The 19,759-nt window shown below is 58.2% G+C and carries 16 protein-coding genes and 1 pseudogene; 5 read left to right on the plus strand and 12 right to left on the minus strand.

What is annotated here, in order from left to right:
* Positions 1–13 precede the first annotated feature (13 nt).
* Both OWC48_RS40195 and OWC48_RS40200 read left to right on the plus strand, forming a co-directional pair.
* Positions 14–727, plus strand: coding sequence for a hypothetical protein (locus OWC48_RS40195; RefSeq protein ID WP_282524966.1), 714 nt, complete (start codon positions 14–16; stop codon positions 725–727).
* Between the two features lie 31 nt (positions 728–758).
* Entirely contained in the window at positions 759–1,241 is a 483-nt protein-coding gene (locus OWC48_RS40200; RefSeq protein WP_282524967.1) for a hypothetical protein, read from the plus strand.
* Positions 1,242–1,953: 712 nt separating this feature from the next.
* Here OWC48_RS40200 and OWC48_RS40205 read toward each other — a convergent pair.
* Both OWC48_RS40205 and OWC48_RS40210 read right to left on the minus strand, forming a co-directional pair.
* Positions 1,954–2,421, minus strand: a pseudogene (locus tag OWC48_RS40205) (RES family NAD+ phosphorylase); the annotation flags it as partial.
* A gap of 135 nt (positions 2,422–2,556) precedes the next feature.
* On the minus strand, positions 2,557–3,225 hold the full coding sequence (locus OWC48_RS40210; protein WP_404979884.1) for an XRE family transcriptional regulator: 669 nt from the start codon (positions 3,223–3,225) through the stop codon (positions 2,557–2,559).
* Positions 3,226–3,582: 357 nt separating this feature from the next.
* Between OWC48_RS40210 and OWC48_RS40215 the strand changes: the two genes are divergently transcribed.
* Positions 3,583–3,936 (plus strand): P-loop NTPase fold protein, encoded by a 354-nt coding sequence (locus OWC48_RS40215; protein WP_282524969.1) that lies wholly within the window; start codon positions 3,583–3,585, stop codon positions 3,934–3,936.
* 675 nt (positions 3,937–4,611) lie between these two features.
* Here OWC48_RS40215 and OWC48_RS40220 read toward each other — a convergent pair.
* From OWC48_RS40220 to OWC48_RS40230, 3 genes are all read right to left on the minus strand, one after another.
* Positions 4,612–6,867: a di-heme-cytochrome C peroxidase gene (locus OWC48_RS40220; protein WP_282524970.1), complete on the minus strand. Its 2,256-nt coding sequence runs from the start codon at positions 6,865–6,867 to the stop codon at positions 4,612–4,614.
* 71 nt (positions 6,868–6,938) lie between these two features.
* Complete coding sequence (locus tag OWC48_RS40225; protein WP_282524971.1) at positions 6,939–8,294, minus strand: hypothetical protein; 1,356 nt, start codon at positions 8,292–8,294, stop codon at positions 6,939–6,941.
* Positions 8,295–8,418: 124 nt separating this feature from the next.
* Positions 8,419–11,637, minus strand: coding sequence for a hypothetical protein (locus OWC48_RS40230; protein ID WP_282524972.1), 3,219 nt, complete (start codon positions 11,635–11,637; stop codon positions 8,419–8,421).
* A 1,029-nt stretch (positions 11,638–12,666) separates the two neighbouring features.
* On the opposite strand from OWC48_RS40230, the gene OWC48_RS40235 reads away from it, so the two are divergent.
* The gene (locus tag OWC48_RS40235) at positions 12,667–13,548 is read left to right on the plus strand and encodes a hypothetical protein (RefSeq protein WP_282524973.1); all 882 of its coding nucleotides are present in this window, start codon (positions 12,667–12,669) and stop codon (positions 13,546–13,548) included.
* On the opposite strand, the gene OWC48_RS40240 is transcribed toward OWC48_RS40235, so the two are convergent.
* The 5 genes from OWC48_RS40240 to OWC48_RS40260 all read right to left on the minus strand — a co-directional run bounded on the left by OWC48_RS40240 (position 13,502) and on the right by OWC48_RS40260 (position 16,896).
* Positions 13,502–13,825 carry a hypothetical protein gene (locus tag OWC48_RS40240; RefSeq protein ID WP_282524974.1) on the minus strand — a complete coding sequence of 108 codons (324 nt, stop codon included), beginning with the start codon at positions 13,823–13,825 and terminating at the stop codon, positions 13,502–13,504. The two genes, OWC48_RS40235 and OWC48_RS40240, sit on opposite strands and share 47 nt — an antisense overlap.
* Positions 13,826–14,008: 183 nt before the next feature.
* Positions 14,009–14,626 carry a hypothetical protein gene (locus OWC48_RS40245; RefSeq protein WP_282524975.1) on the minus strand — a complete coding sequence of 206 codons (618 nt, stop codon included), beginning with the start codon at positions 14,624–14,626 and terminating at the stop codon, positions 14,009–14,011.
* Positions 14,627–14,633: 7 nt separating this feature from the next.
* A complete protein-coding gene (locus tag OWC48_RS40250; protein WP_282524976.1) occupies positions 14,634–14,984 on the minus strand; it encodes a hypothetical protein in 351 nt (116 codons plus the stop codon).
* A gap of 329 nt (positions 14,985–15,313) precedes the next feature.
* Positions 15,314–16,606 (minus strand): type II toxin-antitoxin system HipA family toxin, encoded by a 1,293-nt coding sequence (locus OWC48_RS40255; RefSeq protein WP_282524977.1) that lies wholly within the window; start codon positions 16,604–16,606, stop codon positions 15,314–15,316.
* A complete protein-coding gene (locus tag OWC48_RS40260; protein ID WP_282524978.1) occupies positions 16,603–16,896 on the minus strand; it encodes a helix-turn-helix transcriptional regulator in 294 nt (97 codons plus the stop codon). The genes OWC48_RS40255 and OWC48_RS40260 overlap by 4 nt, the downstream gene beginning before the upstream one ends.
* Positions 16,897–17,319: 423 nt before the next feature.
* Here OWC48_RS40260 and OWC48_RS40265 point away from each other — a divergent pair, with 423 nt between their 5' ends.
* Positions 17,320–18,492: a hypothetical protein gene (locus OWC48_RS40265; RefSeq protein ID WP_282524979.1), complete on the plus strand. Its 1,173-nt coding sequence runs from the start codon at positions 17,320–17,322 to the stop codon at positions 18,490–18,492.
* A 427-nt stretch (positions 18,493–18,919) separates the two neighbouring features.
* Here OWC48_RS40265 and OWC48_RS40270 read toward each other — a convergent pair whose 3' ends face one another.
* Together OWC48_RS40270 and OWC48_RS40275 are read right to left on the minus strand one after the other, a co-directional pair.
* Positions 18,920–19,303 (minus strand): type II toxin-antitoxin system HigA family antitoxin, encoded by a 384-nt coding sequence (locus OWC48_RS40270; RefSeq protein WP_282524980.1) that lies wholly within the window; start codon positions 19,301–19,303, stop codon positions 18,920–18,922.
* On the minus strand, positions 19,278–19,598 hold the full coding sequence (locus OWC48_RS40275; protein ID WP_282525020.1) for a type II toxin-antitoxin system HigB family toxin: 321 nt from the start codon (positions 19,596–19,598) through the stop codon (positions 19,278–19,280). The genes OWC48_RS40270 and OWC48_RS40275 overlap by 26 nt, the downstream gene beginning before the upstream one ends.
* Positions 19,599–19,759: the final 161 nt, after the last annotated feature.

Here is a 19,759-nt window from a genome sequence, read left to right on the forward strand (position 1 = left end):
GGGTAACGGTTCCATGTCGGCATTCGACGGTATCGCTCTAGGCGACGCTTCCCCGGACGAAGCGCGGCTCGTTATTCGTGCCGCCCTAACGGACGGCAGCCCGCGAGCGGCTGAAAGCATTTATCGGGCACTTCGAGCGTGGACTTGGAAGTGCCTGGTCGATGGTCGGCGAGACGAGGAGTTGCGGCACTGGCACGAGATTATGGCTCGAACCGGGGCTTACCTTGAGGTCGATCACAAGGCTTTTGCGAACAAGATCAGCACACTGAAAGAGCTAGTCTCGGAATCCATTACCGCTGGCGAACGTCTGTCATCAGCGGAAGTGCTGCAACGCGAACATGTCCGTGACATTCTCATGCAGATTTTCCGAGAGCCGCAGCGTCGAATCTACAGAGCAGCACTTTTGCGTCATTTCGGGCTTGGTCAGGCAAATCTCTCCCGAGTGCTGAATATGATGACGGTTGCCGGCCTGATACGACGAAGTAGCTTCGGCAAGCAGGCGGCTTTCAGTCTAACTGCGGGCGGTTTGAGAGCCGCGAAGATACTCGCGGAGAGAGAGGCGCCTGTCATTAGCCAAAGGCGAACCGGCGTGACGACAATAATAACTTCGCATCCAATTAAGCACGAGGGTGCGAAGCAGGTCATCTATTCCAAGGAGTCTCTTCATCCTACCAGAAGTGTCAATCAATACGAGCCCGCTACATTCAATAAGGCGGTAGCTGGTTGAGCGAGCGTAGGCTCGGATCGGAGAGCTTTAGATGGTGAGTAGCCGAGCCACAGATACTCCTTCCGAAGGCGAAGAGCGAAATCCCGACGCGATCCGCATGTACGGGGATTTCCTCGACAATGTGAGCGTGGTGAAGAACTCGCTTATGTCCTTGCTTCTTTCGGTCGGTGACATCGAGTCTGTGGCAGACGAGAGCAATCCGTCTGCCGATCGGGAAGTTGCGCCCAGCCGAACGGTACTAGTGCCGTTTGTCGAAATGAAATTGGAAGGGGAGCAAGAGCCGTATTTTGCTAACGTGCTTACGCTCGATAACGTCGCGTACCTGATCTATGATCTCACACAGGACTTTGAGGTTGTCTGCCAACAGCTTTTAGCTGTCTCAAAGGGAGGTGTGCCACCCGAGATCGGTCGCATTGAACAATCCGTAGAATGGATGAAGCGAGCCGGTGAGCACGCTGGTCGCGCACACCAATATCTTGGACAGATTGCGAACCGCATGGATGCGGCCGGCTGATACTACGGCTATCCGGATTATGCGCCGGATGGTGGAAAGATTTCGCGCGTAGCCGGAGGGCCACGGAGCCGTCTGGGCAGCCGCGCTAAAATCCTTGGATATTCCCCTGCCTTTGGTTGCGGTCAGTTTGGAGGGATGCCGGTCTCCGGAGGACGCAATCTTGGCCGCTGCCATCATCCGAAACCTCGCCGAGGAGGCGCATCACGCACTGAAGGTTCAAGCGGCGCAGACAATCGCGGCGCGGAAGCGGAAATGAGCGCCATTCTGGAGGCCGCAGGCATTTAGGTCCTTGGCGAAGTGAGACAACGACGGGTGCAAAGTTTCAGTTCGAGCAGTCGTTGTGTATGGCAGCACAGCAGGTCAAGTGGCCGGGATTGGCGCGGCCGGCCTCGCGCCCGACCTGCGATAACGGGTCGTTCGATTGTTGCGTATCTCCGAAGGATACATGCCAAATTCTTGCTCGGGGGTGATGACGATGTCGTCATCACGAGCATCGATTGGTGTTCCGGGACCCGGATTCATCGGGCCGAAATCGGTGTTCACATTCACTGAACCGGGCTAGCTCGTTCCCTTGCACATAGGCTCTCATGGCCGCAGCCGTGACGAAAGCTGCAGCTTCCGATCAGCAGGGATGGGCTTGGCCGTTTCGAGTGAAAGCCGCGCGGAAATGCGAGGGGCCTAGAACTCCGTGAATCTAGCCGTTTTGCCTTGGTCAAGGTGCCAATTCCACTAGCAGATCATCGAGTACTGCCGCCAAGCCTGACGCGCGGATCAGAGATCGGACACCAATGGCCCGCAGCTTTGGCACTGCTCTGTGATAAACTGCAAGATTGGTTTGACCGTTCAACCGCGAGGGATAGATGATGCCGTCGGGCTGCTTGGGGTGCTCGTGCCAGGCGAGGGACCATTTACGCGCGAGCGTCTGCGCCGAAGCACGGGCGACATCGGTCGGAACTCCCATACGGATGGCGCAATCGTTCCGCAGGTCGACCATGGTCAAGGCCGACGTGACCTCGATCTCCGCATAGTTCCGCTCATGGAGTTCATCCCCACCTAGGAGAAGCGATCCGTCGGCACCATCGCGTCTGTCGCGCAAGACGGCCTCAAGGAAACAAGCTTTCAGCGTATCGCCGAGGTACAACACACCGAAACGATTGGCCTCGACGCGGCGTCGCGGATCGCTGAATCGGCTGGGTCATTTTCCGTATCCAAGTGGGTCCGGATAACCCCCAAGATAGATCCGCCCGAACCTCGCACCCGCGGCCACGGTGTTGAGTTCGAGTCGCGGCGTCGCCGGTGGGTCCTTGGCAGCCACCTAGTGGAAATCTCCGCGACCGACACTCTCTGCGGCAGCGAGCAGGGCTTCCCCCTGGCCGCGCTCCAGCGCTTGGCGGCCAGTCAAGCCGTCAAGTTCATCGTGGGGCTGCACGAGAAAACGGAAGATGGCCCAGGGGCTACCAAGCCGTTCCCGCAGGGCCGGCAACTCGGAATAGGGTTTTCCATTGTGATCGATTTGCCAAACCGGGAAGCGGAAGCCGCGTTTGGCGCCGTCCAACCCGAGAAGTTGTCCGTTTTGTCGCTTGGTGTTGATCGTTGCGCGCGTCGTGTGCACCAACTCGGCAAGTTCGTCGGCACTGCGCATGTCCTTGCCAGACAGGATCTCCGCAGCCCTGATCAGACCTCGGTCTCGCGCTGCAGCCAACGCCTGATCAAGCTCGAGGCTGCTTTCCTCATCAATTGCGATATCTTCTTTGGAGGTTACCCGCTCGAGGGGCGCGGCGACAGCGTTGCCGGTTGGATCGACATTGACGCGGAAGCTGAAGGGATTTCCCTCTTTGGTGCTCTTTTCGAGGGCCTCTCCGTAACGCTCGATCAGCAGCCGGACGTATTTCGGTTTCATGGCCATCGCCTTGGCGGCACTGCCGGATGCATTGACCTTGATGTCCCGGACAGGCCTGGATAGCAGTCCCTTCAGGTCTGTCATGAAGGACATGGTCAGCAGCGCTTTGGGCTTGCGAACCCGTGTCGCGGTCTTTCCTTGTGCTGATTTCTTCGCCTTTGCCATGATGGGCAGCTCCTGTCCTGGAACGCGGGCAGCTTTCCCTAGACAAGGTGGGAAATTCCGTTAAGTTCGTCAAGTCCGTAAAGCTAGTTTAATATGTTCGTATTTTTTTCTTTTGGCGGCGGACTAAGCCGTGCGACCTGCGCGCCTGGAACCAGCCACCTCGAACCGGAGACTTGATGTGTTCTTAAATGACCGGGAGACGGCAACCGATCTGCTCTATTACGAGGCGATCGCCAAGACTGTCGTCAGTCTAATCCGGAAGACGCCAGACGCCCGGTGACGATCAGCGTGCACGGCGACTGGGGTGCTGGCAAATCAAGCGTTCTCAAGATGCTGGAAGGCGCCTTCGCCGAGGACGGCCGGGTGCTCTGCCTGTGGTTCAACGGCTGGACGTTCGAGGGCTTCGAGGATGCGAAGACCGTCGTCATCGAAACCATTGTCGACGAGCTGCGCCGCGCCCGCCCTGTCTCAACGAAGGTCGCCGACGCCGCCAAGAAGGTGCTCAAGCGCGTCGACTGGCTGAAACTGGCGGGCCATGCCGGCGGCTGGCTGCGGTGCTGCGCGGGCACTACGGGTACTTCGGCATCCCTGGCAATAGCACCTGCCTCGGTCGCTTCCGTCTTCAGGTAATGAAGGCGTAGCGGCGGATCCTACTACGGCGAAGCCAACGGCCGAAGCTGTCGCGGGAGCGGTTCAACGCGATCCTGAAGGTCTTCCCGATACCGATCGGGCAGGTAGGTGACTGGCGTCACCAAATGGTCTGATCAAGCTACTCGTCAGAGGAGCCGGATGCGGGAAAGCTGCACGTCCGGATCTGTGAGGGAGGCGTCGAGCGATCGAGGCCTCTACTCGACCCTTTCGATCGATGCCCTTGTAGTCGCAGTTGACCCCGCGTGTTCGGGTAGAAGGCAGTGCAATCTCTATGATCGTGCGAATGCCCACTTTCAGTCGGATAAGCCCAGTGGTGCGACCAGTAAGTCATTGATTGTTCTCAACCCGGGCCTGACGCTTCATCAACGGCCCCGTCGCGTCCTCTCATGCAACAAACCTTGGAACCTCTTGTTCAATCAATCGCAATAGCCGAGTGTTGCGCCTCCCGGCAACCAACACCCTTAGTCTGTAGGGGATTCAGCAGCCTGCTCAGGGAGCCTGCTACGCGGGGTCAGCGAGATTGTCCTCGATCCCCTCAGGACCAAGGTTTCGATCGCATCCCGAATGGCACGCGTGCTGACGATGCGCGTGCGAACCCAACGGGAAGGTCCAACGTAGCGGCGCCGACATATAGTTCGGCAGGCCACGCATCGCTCATAGAGTCTTGAGATACTCGACAAGCGCTCGGCGCTCGGCCTCGGTCAATTCTCGTCCGATGACTCCGGGCGGTAGCTTCGTTAAGTCGGTTTCCTTGCCCTCGAACGAATGTCCGCGATTGCTGTTGCCAAGCAGCGACACATCAAAGTTCGTCAGGCCGGCCGCACAGCTCTCGGTCGCCTTTGCTTTCGTAACAAGCCCGACCTTGACCGGGTCGAACGCACGACTGCCGACGCAAAACGACATCGGCCGTTGGGCTTGCGGCACCAACATGTCTCTCAGCGTCGGAACGGACCCGTTGTGCAGATAAGGAGCCGTTGCCCAAACACCATCCAACGGGCGCGCCCGGTACTGAGGCTCAAGGGCGAGAAGGACTTCGTCCTTGCCGTTGCGGCTCGCACGCGCCCCGACATAGACTCGCTGGTTTTGGCAGTTCTTCCTCGGCCCCCACAATTGCCGCTTGGTTTCCTCAGAAGTGCCGTTCGCAATGACCCATTGGTCGATCGTTTTGCCGACGACGTCCATGAGCGCGAGTACAAACAGAGGATCTGCGCCTTTTTCTGCCAGAAGGCCGCAACCTCCGGCTTTGTTGAGGTCGTCTGCAGGATTTAATCCGAGTGACTCGGGTAGGTGAACGCGCCGCGTCGTGAGGACGTTAGATTGCTGGCGATCGGTGCCGATCGCCGAGACCGGCATCTGGACCACGTTAAAATAATGCCGTCCGCCGATCTCTACCCAATTCTTCTCGTTCTTGGCTGAGCGATCGGGGTTCTCTGCGCGCCAGAATGAGTCTTCCGTCCACTTTTTGTCGAACGCAGCATCGTTCACCGGGCCTCGGTGGCATTCAAAGCAGTGAGCACGATAAAGATCGCGACCCTGTTCAACGAGCTTTTCATCGATCGCCCAGGCCGGGTCACCGCGGAATTTCTCCTGCGCGTCCTTCCATCGCGGTGCTACGAGCCCGGTGAATTTTCTGCCTCCTGCATCTTCGGACGAAAAGGGATCGGTGCCGCGCAGAAGCTCTTCGAACCGCGCGATGTCGGATAGATGTATGGATGAGGCAAAAAGCGGCCGTCCGGGCGCGGCCGCGGTCATATTGATTTTTGCGCTGACACCGAGCGCTTCGCCTGCATTGCGAACGAGTTCGTTGAGAACAGAAGCGTCATACTGTGCCCAAAGGAAATACGGGGTGTCCCAGATCGGCGGAAAGCTCACGGGCGCATCATGGCGCGCAAAGTTGCCCTTGAGGAGTGGCTCGGAGAGTTCGCCGGTCACGGGATCAAGTAGGTTTGTATAGAAAACCTGGTTCCCGATCCGGTTCAGCGCATCAAGTCGACCGAACCCTTCATCGAGATCCGTCACTCCCTGTCCCGTCAAAAGTCTGTCGGTCTCTCCCTTTTGGTTCTTGATCTTCTGAAGCGCTAGCTCAAGATCGCTTCGCAGCTGCTTTCGATCGACGCTCTGCCCTTTGATCTGCTCCAGCTTGCTGGCGAAACGCTCGAAACGCCATGGCAAGATCAACGTGTAACCAATCGACAGCCCGATGGCCCTTTCTACCTCGCCCAGATTGACCATCGCCGGCCCGCCGTCGAACCGTATGCTGACATTCTTGTATTCGAGGTGACCCGTATGACAGGCGGCGCAGGTTAGACCGATCTGATCTTCATACGGGGCGCCAGTCGTCGGATCGATACCGCCCTTGAGGATGGCAAAGCCGACCGGCAAAGCATTCGGGTTCTCGGGCGCGCTTGGAGTCCAACCGGGGTTGGCTGTGTCCCCATTCGGCGCATCGTCGTGATAACCGTAGGCGGCCGCATTACCGGCGAAGTCCTTTGAGCTAGGACTAGGAATGAAGCCGAGGCGGCGCAGGTAGTTCTCGTCCGTTAAGCTTGTGTAAGAGAAGGACAGCTCCGGGCGTTCCAGGGCCAAAAACCACTGATAAGGGACAGGGATGGTCGCTGTCCCCTGCGATGTGTGGTGAAACCAGTAACGCTGGCGGGAGCTCCAGTTTTGCGGCAGCCAATAAGCGCTTTCGATTTTTGATGGCTCGGGCAGGGTCGCAGGCAGTAATTGAGCGACCAGATTAGCATCGTTCTTTATCTTAAGGGCTGCGTCGCGAACCTTCTCCGGGGCGAAATACACCAGGCCGGCCGCCACGATCACGACAACGACGCTTGCCAATAACAGGCTGGTGATATGAGGCCAGCGCATCACCCCGGAATAAAGACGAGAGCCAAAAGAAGGTCTCCCCATAGCAAGGACTCCATCCATATTTTGTGCGTCCAGCCGGCCCGGCAGGCTACCGGAAACGGCGGCGGCGTCTGTTACTTGTTCAGCAATTGGCTATTGATGAAGGCGACCACGTCGGACGTCTCGGCTGCCGCGCGCCTGGTTATCGTCGCCGCTGCCGGGCCGCCGTGCAAAAAGGATGGGAACCAGCCGAAGTTGCGAACATTCCGGTCTTCTTTCGGCCAGACGGCGCGGTTCACGCCAAGCGCTGCGAAGTTTGGAATTTTCCTGGCGAGTGGCTGTGCCGTCTCGGTGTGACAGCTCACGCAATCGGTATTGAAGAAGTGGCTCTTCTTCGGATCGGCAATGGTATTGACGATCTCGATGATGCGGCTGTTGGGCACGTTACCATCGATGAACTCGGAGGTCGAAACACCCTTACGATCAGCTTGGGGCAAGGGCGGAGTTTGCAATGCAGCGTGTCGACAAGTGATCGGATTTTGATTGTTCGTGCCCGGTTGCGGGACCACGTGCTTTCCGCCGATAGCGCTGAACATCTGTGCCACGTGCATGCCATCAAGCGTCGGGCCGGGGACTGGGATTAGGCCTGCTTGCGGGACCCTTAACATCGACACGAAAATCCAGGGTTCGGGCGGTGCGATGCCCATCACGGCCATGGTGTTGAGGCGCTGCGGCGAGAGATGCTTCTCAATCAATGCCTTGAGTGCATCGCGAAACGCCTTTGCCGATGCCCCTACGAGACCCGGATGCACATTCAGATCACCGGCAGTCGAGACTTTGACATTGCCAAAATGTCCGGCCCCAAGCTGATCGCGCAAGGTCGCGACGTCACGAACGATCGCCTTGAAGGCTTCGTCGTCCGGTTTGAATCGCGGGAACGGCGCGCAACCGTCCAGAGGCGGGCCAGGGTCGAGGGTGAAGCTGAAGATAAGGTGGCCTGCAGTGTCATGAACCTTGAAGCCGTCCGGCCCATTGGTCACCGGCTGAATGATGAGCCGGATTTGTGGCTGCCGGCCAAACTGGGCGATGATCTCCGGCGACAATCCCGGCGCGCCCGGATCGATCCGGATGCCGGCCACAAACCAGGCGTCGATCTTTTTCACGGCATCGGGAAACTGAATGTGCCGTGCACCCGAATCCGGCAGGCCCGGATGCTCCGGATTTTCGGCGTTAGCGATAAAGTGCGCGAAGTCCGCGTCGGAAAACAGCCGCTGCGGCGATCCCGAAGGGCCCGCAAGATCGGACACGGCGATCAGATTGGCGAGGTCGCCCGCCGACTTCGGCGGAGGAAAGAGGATGGACACATCATTGGGCGCAAGCGGCCTCGACGCGGCTTGCGCCGGAGCCGCTCCTCCCTCCAAAGCTGCGGCGAAGATCACCCCCGCCGCTAACAAGCTTGCAAGCCGTCGCGGAAACAGAGATCCGTGCATTTGACCCCTCGCGATCATTGGAAATCCCCCTGTAAGACCAAAACTTCAAACATCAGCTGTCGAACAACTACATCTCGCCGCCACGCGCTTCGCCAAGGCAATGCGGGTGACCGGATCAAGCCTTTCATTCCTCACCGTAGAATTGGCTTTGCAAGGTCTTGAGTTTCGTCGGATGCAACGCCTCCTCGATACAGCCGAGAAACATTTCACTGCGTGCATTGACCCGCGCGCGGTCGGCTGGATGCGCCATATCCGTTTGCAACGCGCGCACCGCTGTCCAGTCGTTCGCACGATCCTTGAGCAATTCGAACAGCGTTCGGCGGTTGTTCGGCGGAGCTAACCGGTCATCCTTATACCGGTGCAATCGGAAGTGAGCGAAAGTAACCTTGGCCGAGATCCTCACATCCCATAGCGCGTCGGGAAGCGTTAGCAGATCAAGTCCTTGCAGCTCGCCCAGCTGCTGCATTTGATCCTGCGCTTCCTGATACTGCTCACGGCCGACCAATTGATACATTCCTCGCGGGCGAAACAGCCAGCCGTCCTCCGTTCCGGGTTGGTTGCCAAAGTCGTTGTCATCGTAAGCGAGCACGAAATTGGCCAGTTCCTTGGGATGATTAAGCAAAGAGTTGACGTCGACCGCGGGCTTGTTTGCGGCCAGAAGCCTTGAGTTGTTTTTGTCAATGCGATCGCGCCATTTCTGCGGGAGTTGAGAAACCGCGCTGTAAGAAAAGTTCTCGCTGCTGCGAGTAAAATCGGCGCTGTCGTAAGAGACGGATCCCAGAATATAGGCCAGGATACGGGGATCCGTTTCCTCGACGCGATCCCATTCCTGCAACAAGGCTTTGACCTGCTCGGCCTGATAGTAGGCCATATAGCTCTTGCGATATGGCGGAAGGGGTGGAGGCGCCGGCGAATGATCTTTGCTCGATTCACTCAGCTGGTGCTCGTAGGCGGCGACTTTTTCCTGATATTCCTCATAGACGCGCTTTTGCAACCAATTGCTCTCATAACAAGCAAGCAATGGCTGGGGCTTGATCTTTGGAGTTGGTTGATATTCCTTCGCGAGCTCGTCGGCGTAGGCAGCCCGTGCAAGTTTGGCATCCTTCAGCGTTTCAAATGCGGTCGCGACCGATCCATTCAGAAGATGGAACAACTTCACCTGCAGGCAATCTGCATTGCTCTGCCTTTCGCGGGACTGATCGAAGTCGTCCTTCGGCACGCAGTCCCAAAAGCGGCCGCTGCTCAATGAGATGATATCCTCGGTCTTCTGGGACAACGTCCAGCCGAGTGGAAGGCTATAAAACAAACCTGTTATGTCCGTCCGGCCGAACGTTGGAAGGCGCTGAACACTGGGCATCACTTCGGCGTCGGGCCGGTCGATGCTGGTTGCATGATTGAGCGCGACATAGGTTCGGGAGGTTCGCGTGCTCAGAAGCGCGCGTACGGGCTCCATGAGCTCTCCGAACATGAATGAACCATGATCACCGAACTGTCCGCTGACGAGGGACAGGAGGTAAATCCTGAATTTCGGCGCATCGGAGGTGCCCTTGATGGCGTTAAGCTTCTCAATCAGGTCGAGCGCGGTCTCAATCCCAGAGTTCTCCACATATCCGCCGTCCACCAGGCGCGCCTGCGGATGAGTGGTTATGCAGTCATTTTTGACTGAGACGGTCGCCGCCGGCGTCACCCACGGAAAACGTGCGCTCGTGAAAGCGGCCGTGCTGAGCGGAATACGCAGCGAGTGGCTCTTGACGGTTTGGTCCGGCCCAGTGCCCGCACGTTCAAGCGCGGCAAGAACACACAGGTCCGTGTCTTTGGGGTGCAGCGGATTGAAATCAAAGGGAGAGATGACGGCCCGTTTGCCGCTGCCGGCATCCGTCGTGTTGAACAACAGGGCCGGCATGTTGTTGTCGGGCGCCCAATGGGACTGGAAGTCAGCCCTTAGCAGATTGGATTGATTGCCGCTGCCCTTGTTGCTGCCGAGGACTCTGTCACCGGCGTTCTCCAACGTGTATTCGAGAAAGCGGGCGCGATCGAAGGCCGGGATCGCGAACGGTGAAAACATCTGAGTGAAGTCAGTAAACAGAAAGCCGGCAACCAAAGGCGACAGAAAATCGGTAGCCAGGACGCTTGCAACGCGCTGCTCGACCGGCCCAGGAGCATCAATGTCTTGGACCCGTCCAACCCCTGCCAGGAAATCCGCGATTTTGGGGCATGTCTTGCCGTCGACGGCATTCGTATCAAGGGACGCATTTTCGGCGTGGAGCGCAGCGGCGAAGATTGCCGAACCGACGCTGCCCCCGGACACACCGCTTATCGCAAACAGATGTTGGCGAAATGCCGGACAGAGATCCTGCATCCGCGCAAGAAACCGCGCCGCATTGTTGGCCGCATAGATCCCTCCGCCTTGAGTCGCCACAATGAAGACGGGATATTCGCCGAGCCTCTTGGCTTCCTCCACCCGCGGCTTTTGTAAAAGCCACTCGCGGAATGCGGTGGCTGCGGACATGCGCGCCTTTTCCGGCTGGCCGTTTGCTTCAGAGACAGTACGCAGTTCGTGGTCGTCACCTCCCAACAAGGAGGCAAGCAGAAACAAGCCGCCAAACACAACGGGAATAAACGGAAACGTAAATCTGATCGTTAAGAGAGCAAAATGGACCGTGAGACCAAGGACGCAAACCGCAAAGAGGGCGATCACGCCAAACGATCCGACAAATTGTGCAAGCCTATCAGGCAGCATAAGGAATGCTGCTGTCAACAGCACGATGCCGCCGATCGAGAGCGCGAGAAACCTGTAACGGATGAAGTACGCGTTGTTGGCGCGGCTCGCGAGATCAACCGAGCGATCCCTTGATCCTATCCGCCAAGTAAATGCCACGAAACAGACGAGCATGATCAGCATGGCGATTGCGAGGATGAACAGCATGTTCCGCTCAAACGCGAGCGCCTGGTCCTGAATGCGGAAGATACTTCCGACTTCCTCGACCTCGCCAATCTTTCGCGCCGGCCGCGAGGCGAATTGGCCTGCTGTGGCGGCGATGATCGGCAGTGCTCCAAGCAGGACGGGAGCAAGTCTTATATAGAAAGCCAGGCGCCCCGAAGGCTTGGGGATTTGCGGCAGGGATGCAGTTGTGAGTTGAAAAGCGCTTGCCCAAATCGCTATGGCGATCACGCCCAAGGCAGCGAACTCCTTGAACGTCACCCAACCAAGGTCGTCTGCGGCTATCCGGTAGAGCTCCTGAATCTGATCTGGCAGGTAGAGCAACACCGAGATAGCTACCGAAAGAACAATAATCCATCGAAGGTTGCGCAACAAAGTAAACAGCTGCTCGCGCACAGTCATCGCGTGATCTCCTCACATATTTATGGAGGTCGCTGGCAAGCCACTGAAATAGGCTCGGGTACCAGGCATTCGCGCCAGCTCACATTGAAAGCATTGAGCCCCAAGCATCAGGGCGACTTGAAACAGATTGAATTACGGTCACGCTCTTAGGTAGCGCGTTCAATATTGTGCACTTCCCTACAGGAGTGTGCTAGGTTTGTCGATGTCTTCTAGGCAGCTCTCGCAGAGTTTTCCTCCGAATGGCCGCGACTTCTTCATCGTCGCGCAAATCGATTGCTGACGTATGACTCCTCTTGAGGCGGCTGGCAAAGCCTGATCGCAAACACTCAGTACGAACTGCATCTAGCCAGTAGGAAGAATACGCGCTTGCCAGGCACAGGATGCAAGATGGTCCGCGACGAAGTTAGGATTGAATGGCCTTCGATAGCGACGTCTTGCGGCTTGAAAACAAGGCCTCGCGCTCTTGTTCAGCGTGACTCGGGGCGGAAACGCAAAAAACCGGCGCCGCTGCTGCTCTAGGCTGTGGGGCTACGAAGTTTGGAAGCTTGCTGTGTTGCGCACCCCACCGACGCATCGCGGAAGAATCACAGCCCATTTCAGGAGCGATGCTCATTAGGATCGAGGACGGGCTGCTGCGACCCGCCGTCAGCCTCACGTACTCAAGCGTTCCTCGCGGATGTGGCGATCGAGTCACAAGCTGAGAATTTGTAGCGCGCAAACCCGTAACGCATTTATTCTGTTAATGGCTGCCGTAAGGTAGTCGGCGACTTAAACGCTATCATAGACATTTCCCCCCGGCCCGCGGTCCGGCGGGAGTGGCATTCGTTGCTTGTTCTGTATTCATGCTTTGTTTCAACAAATTGCTTGAGAGTAGTCATGCTGCATAGGCGGTCTAAGCATCCGAACATTCGCGCGAAATTCTTCAGCCAAGCATGGGGTGAAACGCGATGGCAGCCACCTTTGGCCTGCATCACAACGGTCTTTCTTGCGGGCTGTTCGCTCCATCCGGTCCAACAGGATGTTACCGGGGTGCGCACGTCCGAGCTTGTGCAATACATTCGTTGCGAAAGCCGACTGGCAATCCAGGACAAGGCGATCGCACTCTTCCGGAAGGAGGATCAGGCCAACCCTTTGATTGATGAGCTCAGCGCTCTCCGTGGAAGACAGTGGCCTTCGAACCTCAGGACTCGCTTAAACGGAATCGAGCAGGTCATTTACGATCGATACATCCGGACTGGCATAGCCTATGATTTTTCCTTCGACATTACTGAGGACAACGGCGCCTTCGGCGGCGCCGATCCCGTCAAGTTGTTCACCAATGGGGCTGCGGGACTCGGCTTGTCGGCAAGCGGCGATTTCAGGCGCGAGAACCTCAGGCATTTCGTTGTCAGTGAGACAGCCGAAGATCTTTTGGAGAATGGCCGGCTGGAGTGTGGGCCGAGCTACGACTACAAATCATCCAACTACACTTACCCGATCGCAGGAAAGATCGGCATCGACGAACTGCTTTCGACGTTCTTTGAGGTCAACGAGATCAAGAATTTGTCGCCTGACAAAACGAGCGCGACGGTTTTTGCAGATACATTGACATTCACCACGACCATTACAGGATCAGCCTCTCCGCATGTTATCGTAGCACCGTCGGGAAACCGGTGGGGATTGGCGAGCGCAGCAAGCCTCGGTGTCTCCGGATCGAGGATGGATAAGCACGCGCTGATCATTGGTCTGTCGCTCGACACGACGAAACGAACGGCTCCACGGCAGACAGCTGCGGCTGCGATCGTGGCTCCTGGATTGGCGGCAAGGTCCGCCCTTCAAAGATCCAATGTGCGATCAGCGAACGAGCAGAGTGCGCTTGATGCTGTTACTCAAGCGCGTCTGGACGCTTATCTGGATCGGGCGTTTCGCTAAACCAGGAGTTCTTGCTCTCCACGACGTTGCGCGAACGCCCGCAGCAGCCTATCGCTCGGCGCGTCGAACGAATGCCCGCGCAGGTAGTCGAAAGGGCCTTCGTCGCGGAGCGGTCTCCGCCGGCGCCGCTCCCAGCGCCGCGCGCATCGACGCGTTCGTCGCCCAGCCCGGGCCGCACGAGCGCCTCGACGCGGTGGGACGACTTGACGTCGGGGAGCGATGCCTGAAGGGCATCCTTGATGTATTCGATATCGTTGGAGTGACGATCGAACTTCATCTGCAATCCTCTGTACGGGCGCAGGGGGCGCCGATTAAGCCAAGTGCCGCGGTCCGAGAAGATCGGGATGGTCGATGGGAAGCCGTTTGACCCGGCGACAGGTCGAAGGTCGCGAGCCCGTAGCGATCGCTGTGAGTCGCCACATCGGAGCCGTTGGTCACGAGATTGTTTTAGGCTGCTCCGCTAGGGCTTCTTCTGCTGCGTGGCCTGGGCGACGCTGCCGTCCTTCTTCGCGACACGGACGGTGAAGCCGTTGCCGGTCGTCGGCACCGAGAACGTCACGATGTAGGCGTCGCTGTCGGTTTCCATCCTGTCGAAATGGATCATGTCGGTAGTGAGCTTCGTTTCCTTGGCGACGAAACCGACGGCGGCCGTGACCGCGCCTTCGGGCGTGCTCTGCGGCGCGAACAGCCGGTTGATCGCGAACGTGACCGTACCGGCCAGCGCCACCGAAAGCGCGATGATTACGACGCGCGCATGATCGCGTACGCCCTTCGAATATTTTTCGACATCCTTCGTGTTCCGAGGGACCTTCGCGCTGACAGTCAGCAGATTGGCGTAGGTCGAGAGGCCCATGACGGCGAACGCCACGACGAAGACCAGCCCGGCGCCGGCAAGCACCAGCACCCACTTCGAGAACGTGTCGCTCGGAACGCGCGACGGGTCGGTGAAGAGCGCCGCCACGCCGCCGATACCGGCGAGCCCGAGCGTGAGCGTCTGCTTGAGGAACTCGAACCGGCCGGAGTTCGCGTCGATCGTGTCCTTGATCGGCGCGGAAGGCGGAGGTGCTGCATCGTTCATGGCCAGCTCAGACCGGCCAGCAGGTGCAGCCCGCGAGGCTTTCCCACAGCCTCATGTTCTGGAGGACGAACACGCCGCCGATCGTCCGCTTGGACGTCTCGACCCTGTCGCGCTTGTCGGCCTTCCTAGCGAGATCGAACAGAAACTCGGGCAGGGCGTCGATGACACGATGGACGATGGGAGCCCGGTCGACGGCCACGGCGAAGTCCCCGAGGCCGAGCGTATCGACATGGACCGCCTCGAGACCCTCCTTGAGGATGTTCTTCGCCTGCTGGCTTAGCGTCCAGCCCGACTTCTTCTCGAAATCTAGGAAGATGCCGTCGAGCGGATGGGGGGCGGCGGACTCGATCATGACCATGGATCACCTCAAGGGTCGCGCATGCGCGGGATGCTACCGAAAGGCTACCATACCCCGGCAAGGTGACAACCGTTCGGGTCGCGCCGGAATAGCGATCATGCTTCGATGAACGCCCGCATCACGCCCGGCCTGCCTCGACCAGATCGAACCACCGCTTCAGGTGCAGATGCGCGCTCCAGTCGATCCGTAGTTGATCGATCAAGGGGCCGCGGTAGCCCCGCGGGATTCATAATAGTTATTTGGTCATCGGATTTCAGCGTCCGGAACGGGCGTCGGCGGCGTCCGTCGGCGTCACGCCTACCTCGTGGACGATCCCGAGCGCGGCGCGTTCACGCCGAGTATTGCTGCACGATCGCTTTGCCGCGCGCGGAGATTCCGTCCAGCATCTTGTCAAGCACCGGTTCTTTCAGGCCCTCGACCCTCGCCTCCTTCACGACGTCGCTGAGCGCGTCGGGAATCTTCTCGCCGAGCGCCACCAATCGCGCGATCATCTCGTCGGGATCCATTTTCATCAGTTCCGCCTGGCGTCTCCAATGCCGCGGCAGGACTTCTGAGAACTTGTAGTAGCCGCCGATCTTCATCGCCATGCGCAGCCGCCGCCGCTCATGTTCGTCGTCGTCGTAAGGCACGAAGCTTAGGACGTCGTAGAGTGGCGCAAGAAACATCCGCCGGCCCGGGAGGTGGATGACTGAGAAGTTCTTCGCGTGCGCGTCGGTACCGAGCACCAGGAAGCTGAAGGCGATCATATCAGCGAACGCCGCCTTGTCCGCCTCCGGATCGGTAGCGTAGCGCAGCACGCCGTTGGAGATCTGCTCGATCGAGGGTCCGCCCTCGCTCTGGTACTTGACGGCGGGATGCACGCCGAGCGCCTGGCACATGTCTTCCTGGTGGAATCGTCTGACGACGCCGTCCTTGTCGATCTCGCGGTCGTACCGGGTGACGACGATCGCGACCTCTTCGCCAAACTTCCCGACCTTAGCTTCGGCCGCCGTGATCCCGAGGTAGTTCGCGAGACGCAGGCACGCGTACTCGTTCTCGGTCGTGCCTCGCAGGTGAGGCATCGGCGGCTTGAGGATGTGCGTGGTCGCCCGGCGGCCGCTCGGTACGCCCCACCGCTTTCCGTCGAATAGTAAGGCCATCTTCGGCTGCGCGCCGGCGAGACTGAAATGCCCCCGGTCGCCGTCGCGACGTCCCGTCCAGGTCCTCTCCTCGCGCAGGCGCTTGAGGCGGTTCGCGACCTCCGCCTCGTCGATCCACTGAACATCCCCGGGCGAATCCGCGTTGGCGGCCATCCACTCGTCGGTGACGATCTGGATCGCGCCGGCGCAGTCCTCTCCGACCTTCGACAGCAGAGCGAACGCGCTGTTCGGCGACACGCCGAAGATCTGTCCCCATTTCTGCAGGGTCTGTTCGTTGTCCGGAAGCAGATTCCAGAGATAATTGGCCACCTTCGCGCCGGTGTGCTTCTTGGCGGCGAGAGGCAGGGACATCGAAAGCGGAATTTGAACCCTATCGGCCGCGAGCCAACGATCGGCGTACTCGATGGCGAGGACGCCGGTATCCATCTGCTCGAGACGGCCGATCAGGACCCCGCCCATCAGGACGTTCATGAATTTGCTCATCGCCGCCGTCCCTTGAGGAAGCTCGGCTCGTCGAGCGCGAGATCACCGGTATCCAAGTCGTCGTTTCGTACAGACCCCGGCAGACTGTCGATGTTCAGGTCGATCCCGAGCGTGGCGAAGGCCTTTAGCACCGTTCCGAGGCTCGGATTCTCCAGGCGGCCGGTCTCGAACTGCGAAATCCACTCTTGGGTGGTCCCCAGCCTCTCGGCGAGTTGCTTCTGGGTCAGCTTCCGCCGATGGCGGGCTTCCCGGACGGCCAGTCCTAAGTCGCTGATTGTCTTCAAAATCATGCCAGTCACCCTATGAGATTTAAGACATATAGGGCGGATATGAGTTTTACGCAATATCGAACGATATTAGTTTTATCTAATAATCCAGAGGTATGAGTTAAAACTCATGCCGGTGCAATCGGCGCTCGTCTCGGCCGGGAATCAGCTGACGTAGCGATCTGAACGACTTCGCCGGCTTGTTGCGGGTCTCGCGAACGATGACCGTGCCGCGGCCGGGGTGAGTACCCTGGGGGACGTTTCTATGCTCGCGCTGAAGCGGGTAACCGCCGCTTGGTGCACGCCGCATTTCCCGGCCTTCGAGAGCGCGGTGGAACTCATGGGCATAAAAAATGAGACTTTCGCGGTCTCGACAGAACGCGTGTGTGAATAGCGGAGGAAAAGAGGGGAACCATACCCTCTCGCACATTGCACGAGTTAATGCACATGGGTTACAACCAACCCATGGACCCCAAAGATTCGACAGCCATCAAAAGGGCGCTTGAACTTCAGAAGGCCCGCCACCTTGCGGAGGCGGAGGCCGAGATCGCGCGCGACATGGCTGATCTGGAACGCTTGCTCATTAAGTATCAGTTGCAGGTCGTTCCTGCCAAGGCTGATGCCGGCGTGGACGCATTGGTCACTATGCCCGACGGTCAGCGGATGGCCGTCCAGATCAAGAACCCGGAACCTGCCGATTTCTTCAGAGATCGTCTAACGATCCGTGAGAGCGACACCCAGACGGGCGCAATGACCATTGCGACGCTTGTTCGTCTTTATCGGACCGATCCTCGCTCCCCCTACAGAAACCTCAAGCCGAAGGTTAGGGCGAACTACGACAGTGTCATCAACCGGATGCACGATGAAATTGGATCGATGACGCTCGACCAGATCAATGCCGAGTTCCTGAAGGGCTATCATAAGAAGTGGGTCGCGGATGGCAGGATCGCGCTTGGCCACAGCATGGTCACGAAGCTCAGGCTGCTCGCCTCGTTCGGTGTAACCACGCTGAATGACGAGGCATGCACACGTCTGAGCGTCATCATGAATCGGCTGGAATTTCCTGTCCCGACCGCGCGCGAGAAGGTTGGCCTAACGTTGGATCAGGTCAACGCAGTGCGCGAGAAGGCGCATTGGATACAGCGCCCGTCAATCGCTCTTGCTCAGGCATTGCAGTACGAGTTTTCGCTGCCCCAGCGGGTTGTCATTGGCGAGTGGGTTTCAATGCTGGAGTCGGGCGACTCCGACATCGTGTCGAATGAATTGAAGTGGCTGACTGGCCTTCGCTGGGATGATGTTGGTGACGACATGGTCCTTCGCGGAACCATCGATGGCGAAAAGACCGGCCTCGACTTCAAGCATACGAAAATGGTGCTGGAGGAGTTGCAGAGGATCTATGGCGGCGTGCTTCCCAAGAGGGGGGCGATGATCATCAACGAACACAACGGCCTTCCGTACACTGGCGTCGAATATCGGCGGCAGTGGCGAAGGATTGCCGACTATGCCGGTGTCCCGAAGGATATCCGCAACAGCGATGTCAGCAATGGCGTCGTGGTGAAAACAGAGAACGTGAAGATCAGCGCGCTCATGCAGCCGAACGATGAGGGGCGCATTCACTGAAACAAACGGCGCCCGAAGGCGCCGTCGTATTCCGTCTGCATGAGGCCGTGTCACTGATGCAGAGGGCAGTCCCCTGAAATAGTGGGGGCATGGATGGGTTGCGAGGCCCGTTCGTCTAGAACCGGGGGGAGGCACGGAGAACCCCGGGGATCAAAGGAGGTGGTTCAAATGCAACCACCATAGAGTAGGCGTCACGCTGCACCGGTCTGATCCACTGGTGTGGCGTTGCGCCGCTTTATATAGCTAAATCCTTGGGAAAATGCAAGGAATCCTGTGAGCAAGCCACGGCCAGACGACCAATATAGTGAAGCGGAGGCTCAGAAGCGCTTTGAGACGGCGCTACGTGGCGCGCTCAAAACGCCGCATGAGCCGTTGAAGGAAAAGCCAAGGGCTAAAAAGAAACCCCCGCAAAAGCGGGGGTTGGACACTAGGCGTAAGCCTTAGCCAATTCGTATTGTGGAGTCAGCAGTTCAATGGGGATTTTCCATTCGGCGCTGATCGTGCGGATCATGTCGAGCGTCAGTGGACGGATGCGGTTCAGTATTTCGGACGCGCGATTCCGTCCAATGAGTTCGCTCAGGCCAGCCTGAGTCTTTCCCATTGATTCAATTGCGAACTCTAGGACCTCAATCGGATCGGTGTGTGAGATTTCAAAGTGCGCGTCTTCGTACTCTCGAATGAGAGTGACAAGCACCTCAAATCTATCGCTATCTGCCGTACCGATCTCTGGCTGAGCCTCGAAATAGCGAGTTACTTCGCCAATTGCCCAACCGTAATCCTGCTCGTTATGGAGAGGTCGAACATCCATCATCACACCGCTCCGCATCTATACTGTCATACTCTTCATGCGTGCCGACAAACTTGATGAGGGCGGTCTTGTGTAGATACGCAAAGTGGACGATGAGGCGGTACTTATTCCCGCCTATATCGAAGATAGCTCTATTATCTCCGACAAAGTCCACATTGGCTCCAAAAGCCGTCTTCAAATCTGCGGGAGAGCCCCAGGTTCCCTTGGAAACGATTTGATACCAAGTACCGAGAGGTTTCTCGGCGTCTTGGTATCGTTCCCAAAAGTCTTTGAGTACCTTCCTTGCTATTACGTTCATTGCCATAGCATGTTCCCAATATGGGATCAATTTAAAATTCCCAAGGTGGGAACTGGGTTTTCTGCCCGTACGGGGCCCGTACGCGGCCCTTTTAGCGATTCTGTAACTATTTTGGGGTTCCAGCCGTACGCGAACGGGTACGCTTTTGGCGCCATCTTAGG

This window comes from Bradyrhizobium sp. Arg816, assembly GCF_029989365.1.
Classification (GTDB): domain Bacteria; phylum Pseudomonadota; class Alphaproteobacteria; order Rhizobiales; family Xanthobacteraceae; genus Bradyrhizobium.

Bases quoted from the DNA above. Each gene is read 5' to 3' on its own strand.
- OWC48_RS40270 (WP_282524980.1), bottom strand. From the start codon at position 19,303: ATGATGGATGTTCGACCTCTCCATAACGAGCAGGATTACGGTTGGGCA.
- OWC48_RS40255 (WP_282524977.1), bottom strand. From the start codon at position 16,606: ATGAGCAAATTCATGAACGTCCTGATGGGCGGGGTCCTGATCGGCCGT.
- OWC48_RS40195 (WP_282524966.1), top strand. From the start codon at position 14: ATGTCGGCATTCGACGGTATCGCTCTAGGCGACGCTTCCCCGGACGAA.
- OWC48_RS40230 (WP_282524972.1), bottom strand. From the start codon at position 11,637: ATGACTGTGCGCGAGCAGCTGTTTACTTTGTTGCGCAACCTTCGATGG.
- OWC48_RS40245 (WP_282524975.1), bottom strand. From the start codon at position 14,626: ATGAACGATGCAGCACCTCCGCCTTCCGCGCCGATCAAGGACACGATC.
- OWC48_RS40225 (WP_282524971.1), bottom strand. From the start codon at position 8,294: ATGCACGGATCTCTGTTTCCGCGACGGCTTGCAAGCTTGTTAGCGGCG.
- OWC48_RS40260 (WP_282524978.1), bottom strand. From the start codon at position 16,896: ATGATTTTGAAGACAATCAGCGACTTAGGACTGGCCGTCCGGGAAGCC.
- OWC48_RS40250 (WP_282524976.1), bottom strand. From the start codon at position 14,984: ATGGTCATGATCGAGTCCGCCGCCCCCCATCCGCTCGACGGCATCTTC.
- OWC48_RS40210 (WP_404979884.1), bottom strand. From the start codon at position 3,225: ATGACAGACCTGAAGGGACTGCTATCCAGGCCTGTCCGGGACATCAAG.
- OWC48_RS40265 (WP_282524979.1), top strand. From the start codon at position 17,320: ATGGGTTACAACCAACCCATGGACCCCAAAGATTCGACAGCCATCAAA.
- OWC48_RS40240 (WP_282524974.1), bottom strand. From the start codon at position 13,825: ATGAAGTTCGATCGTCACTCCAACGATATCGAATACATCAAGGATGCC.
- OWC48_RS40200 (WP_282524967.1), top strand. From the start codon at position 759: ATGGTGAGTAGCCGAGCCACAGATACTCCTTCCGAAGGCGAAGAGCGA.
- OWC48_RS40220 (WP_282524970.1), bottom strand. From the start codon at position 6,867: ATGGGGAGACCTTCTTTTGGCTCTCGTCTTTATTCCGGGGTGATGCGC.
- OWC48_RS40275 (WP_282525020.1), bottom strand. From the start codon at position 19,598: ATGAACGTAATAGCAAGGAAGGTACTCAAAGACTTTTGGGAACGATAC.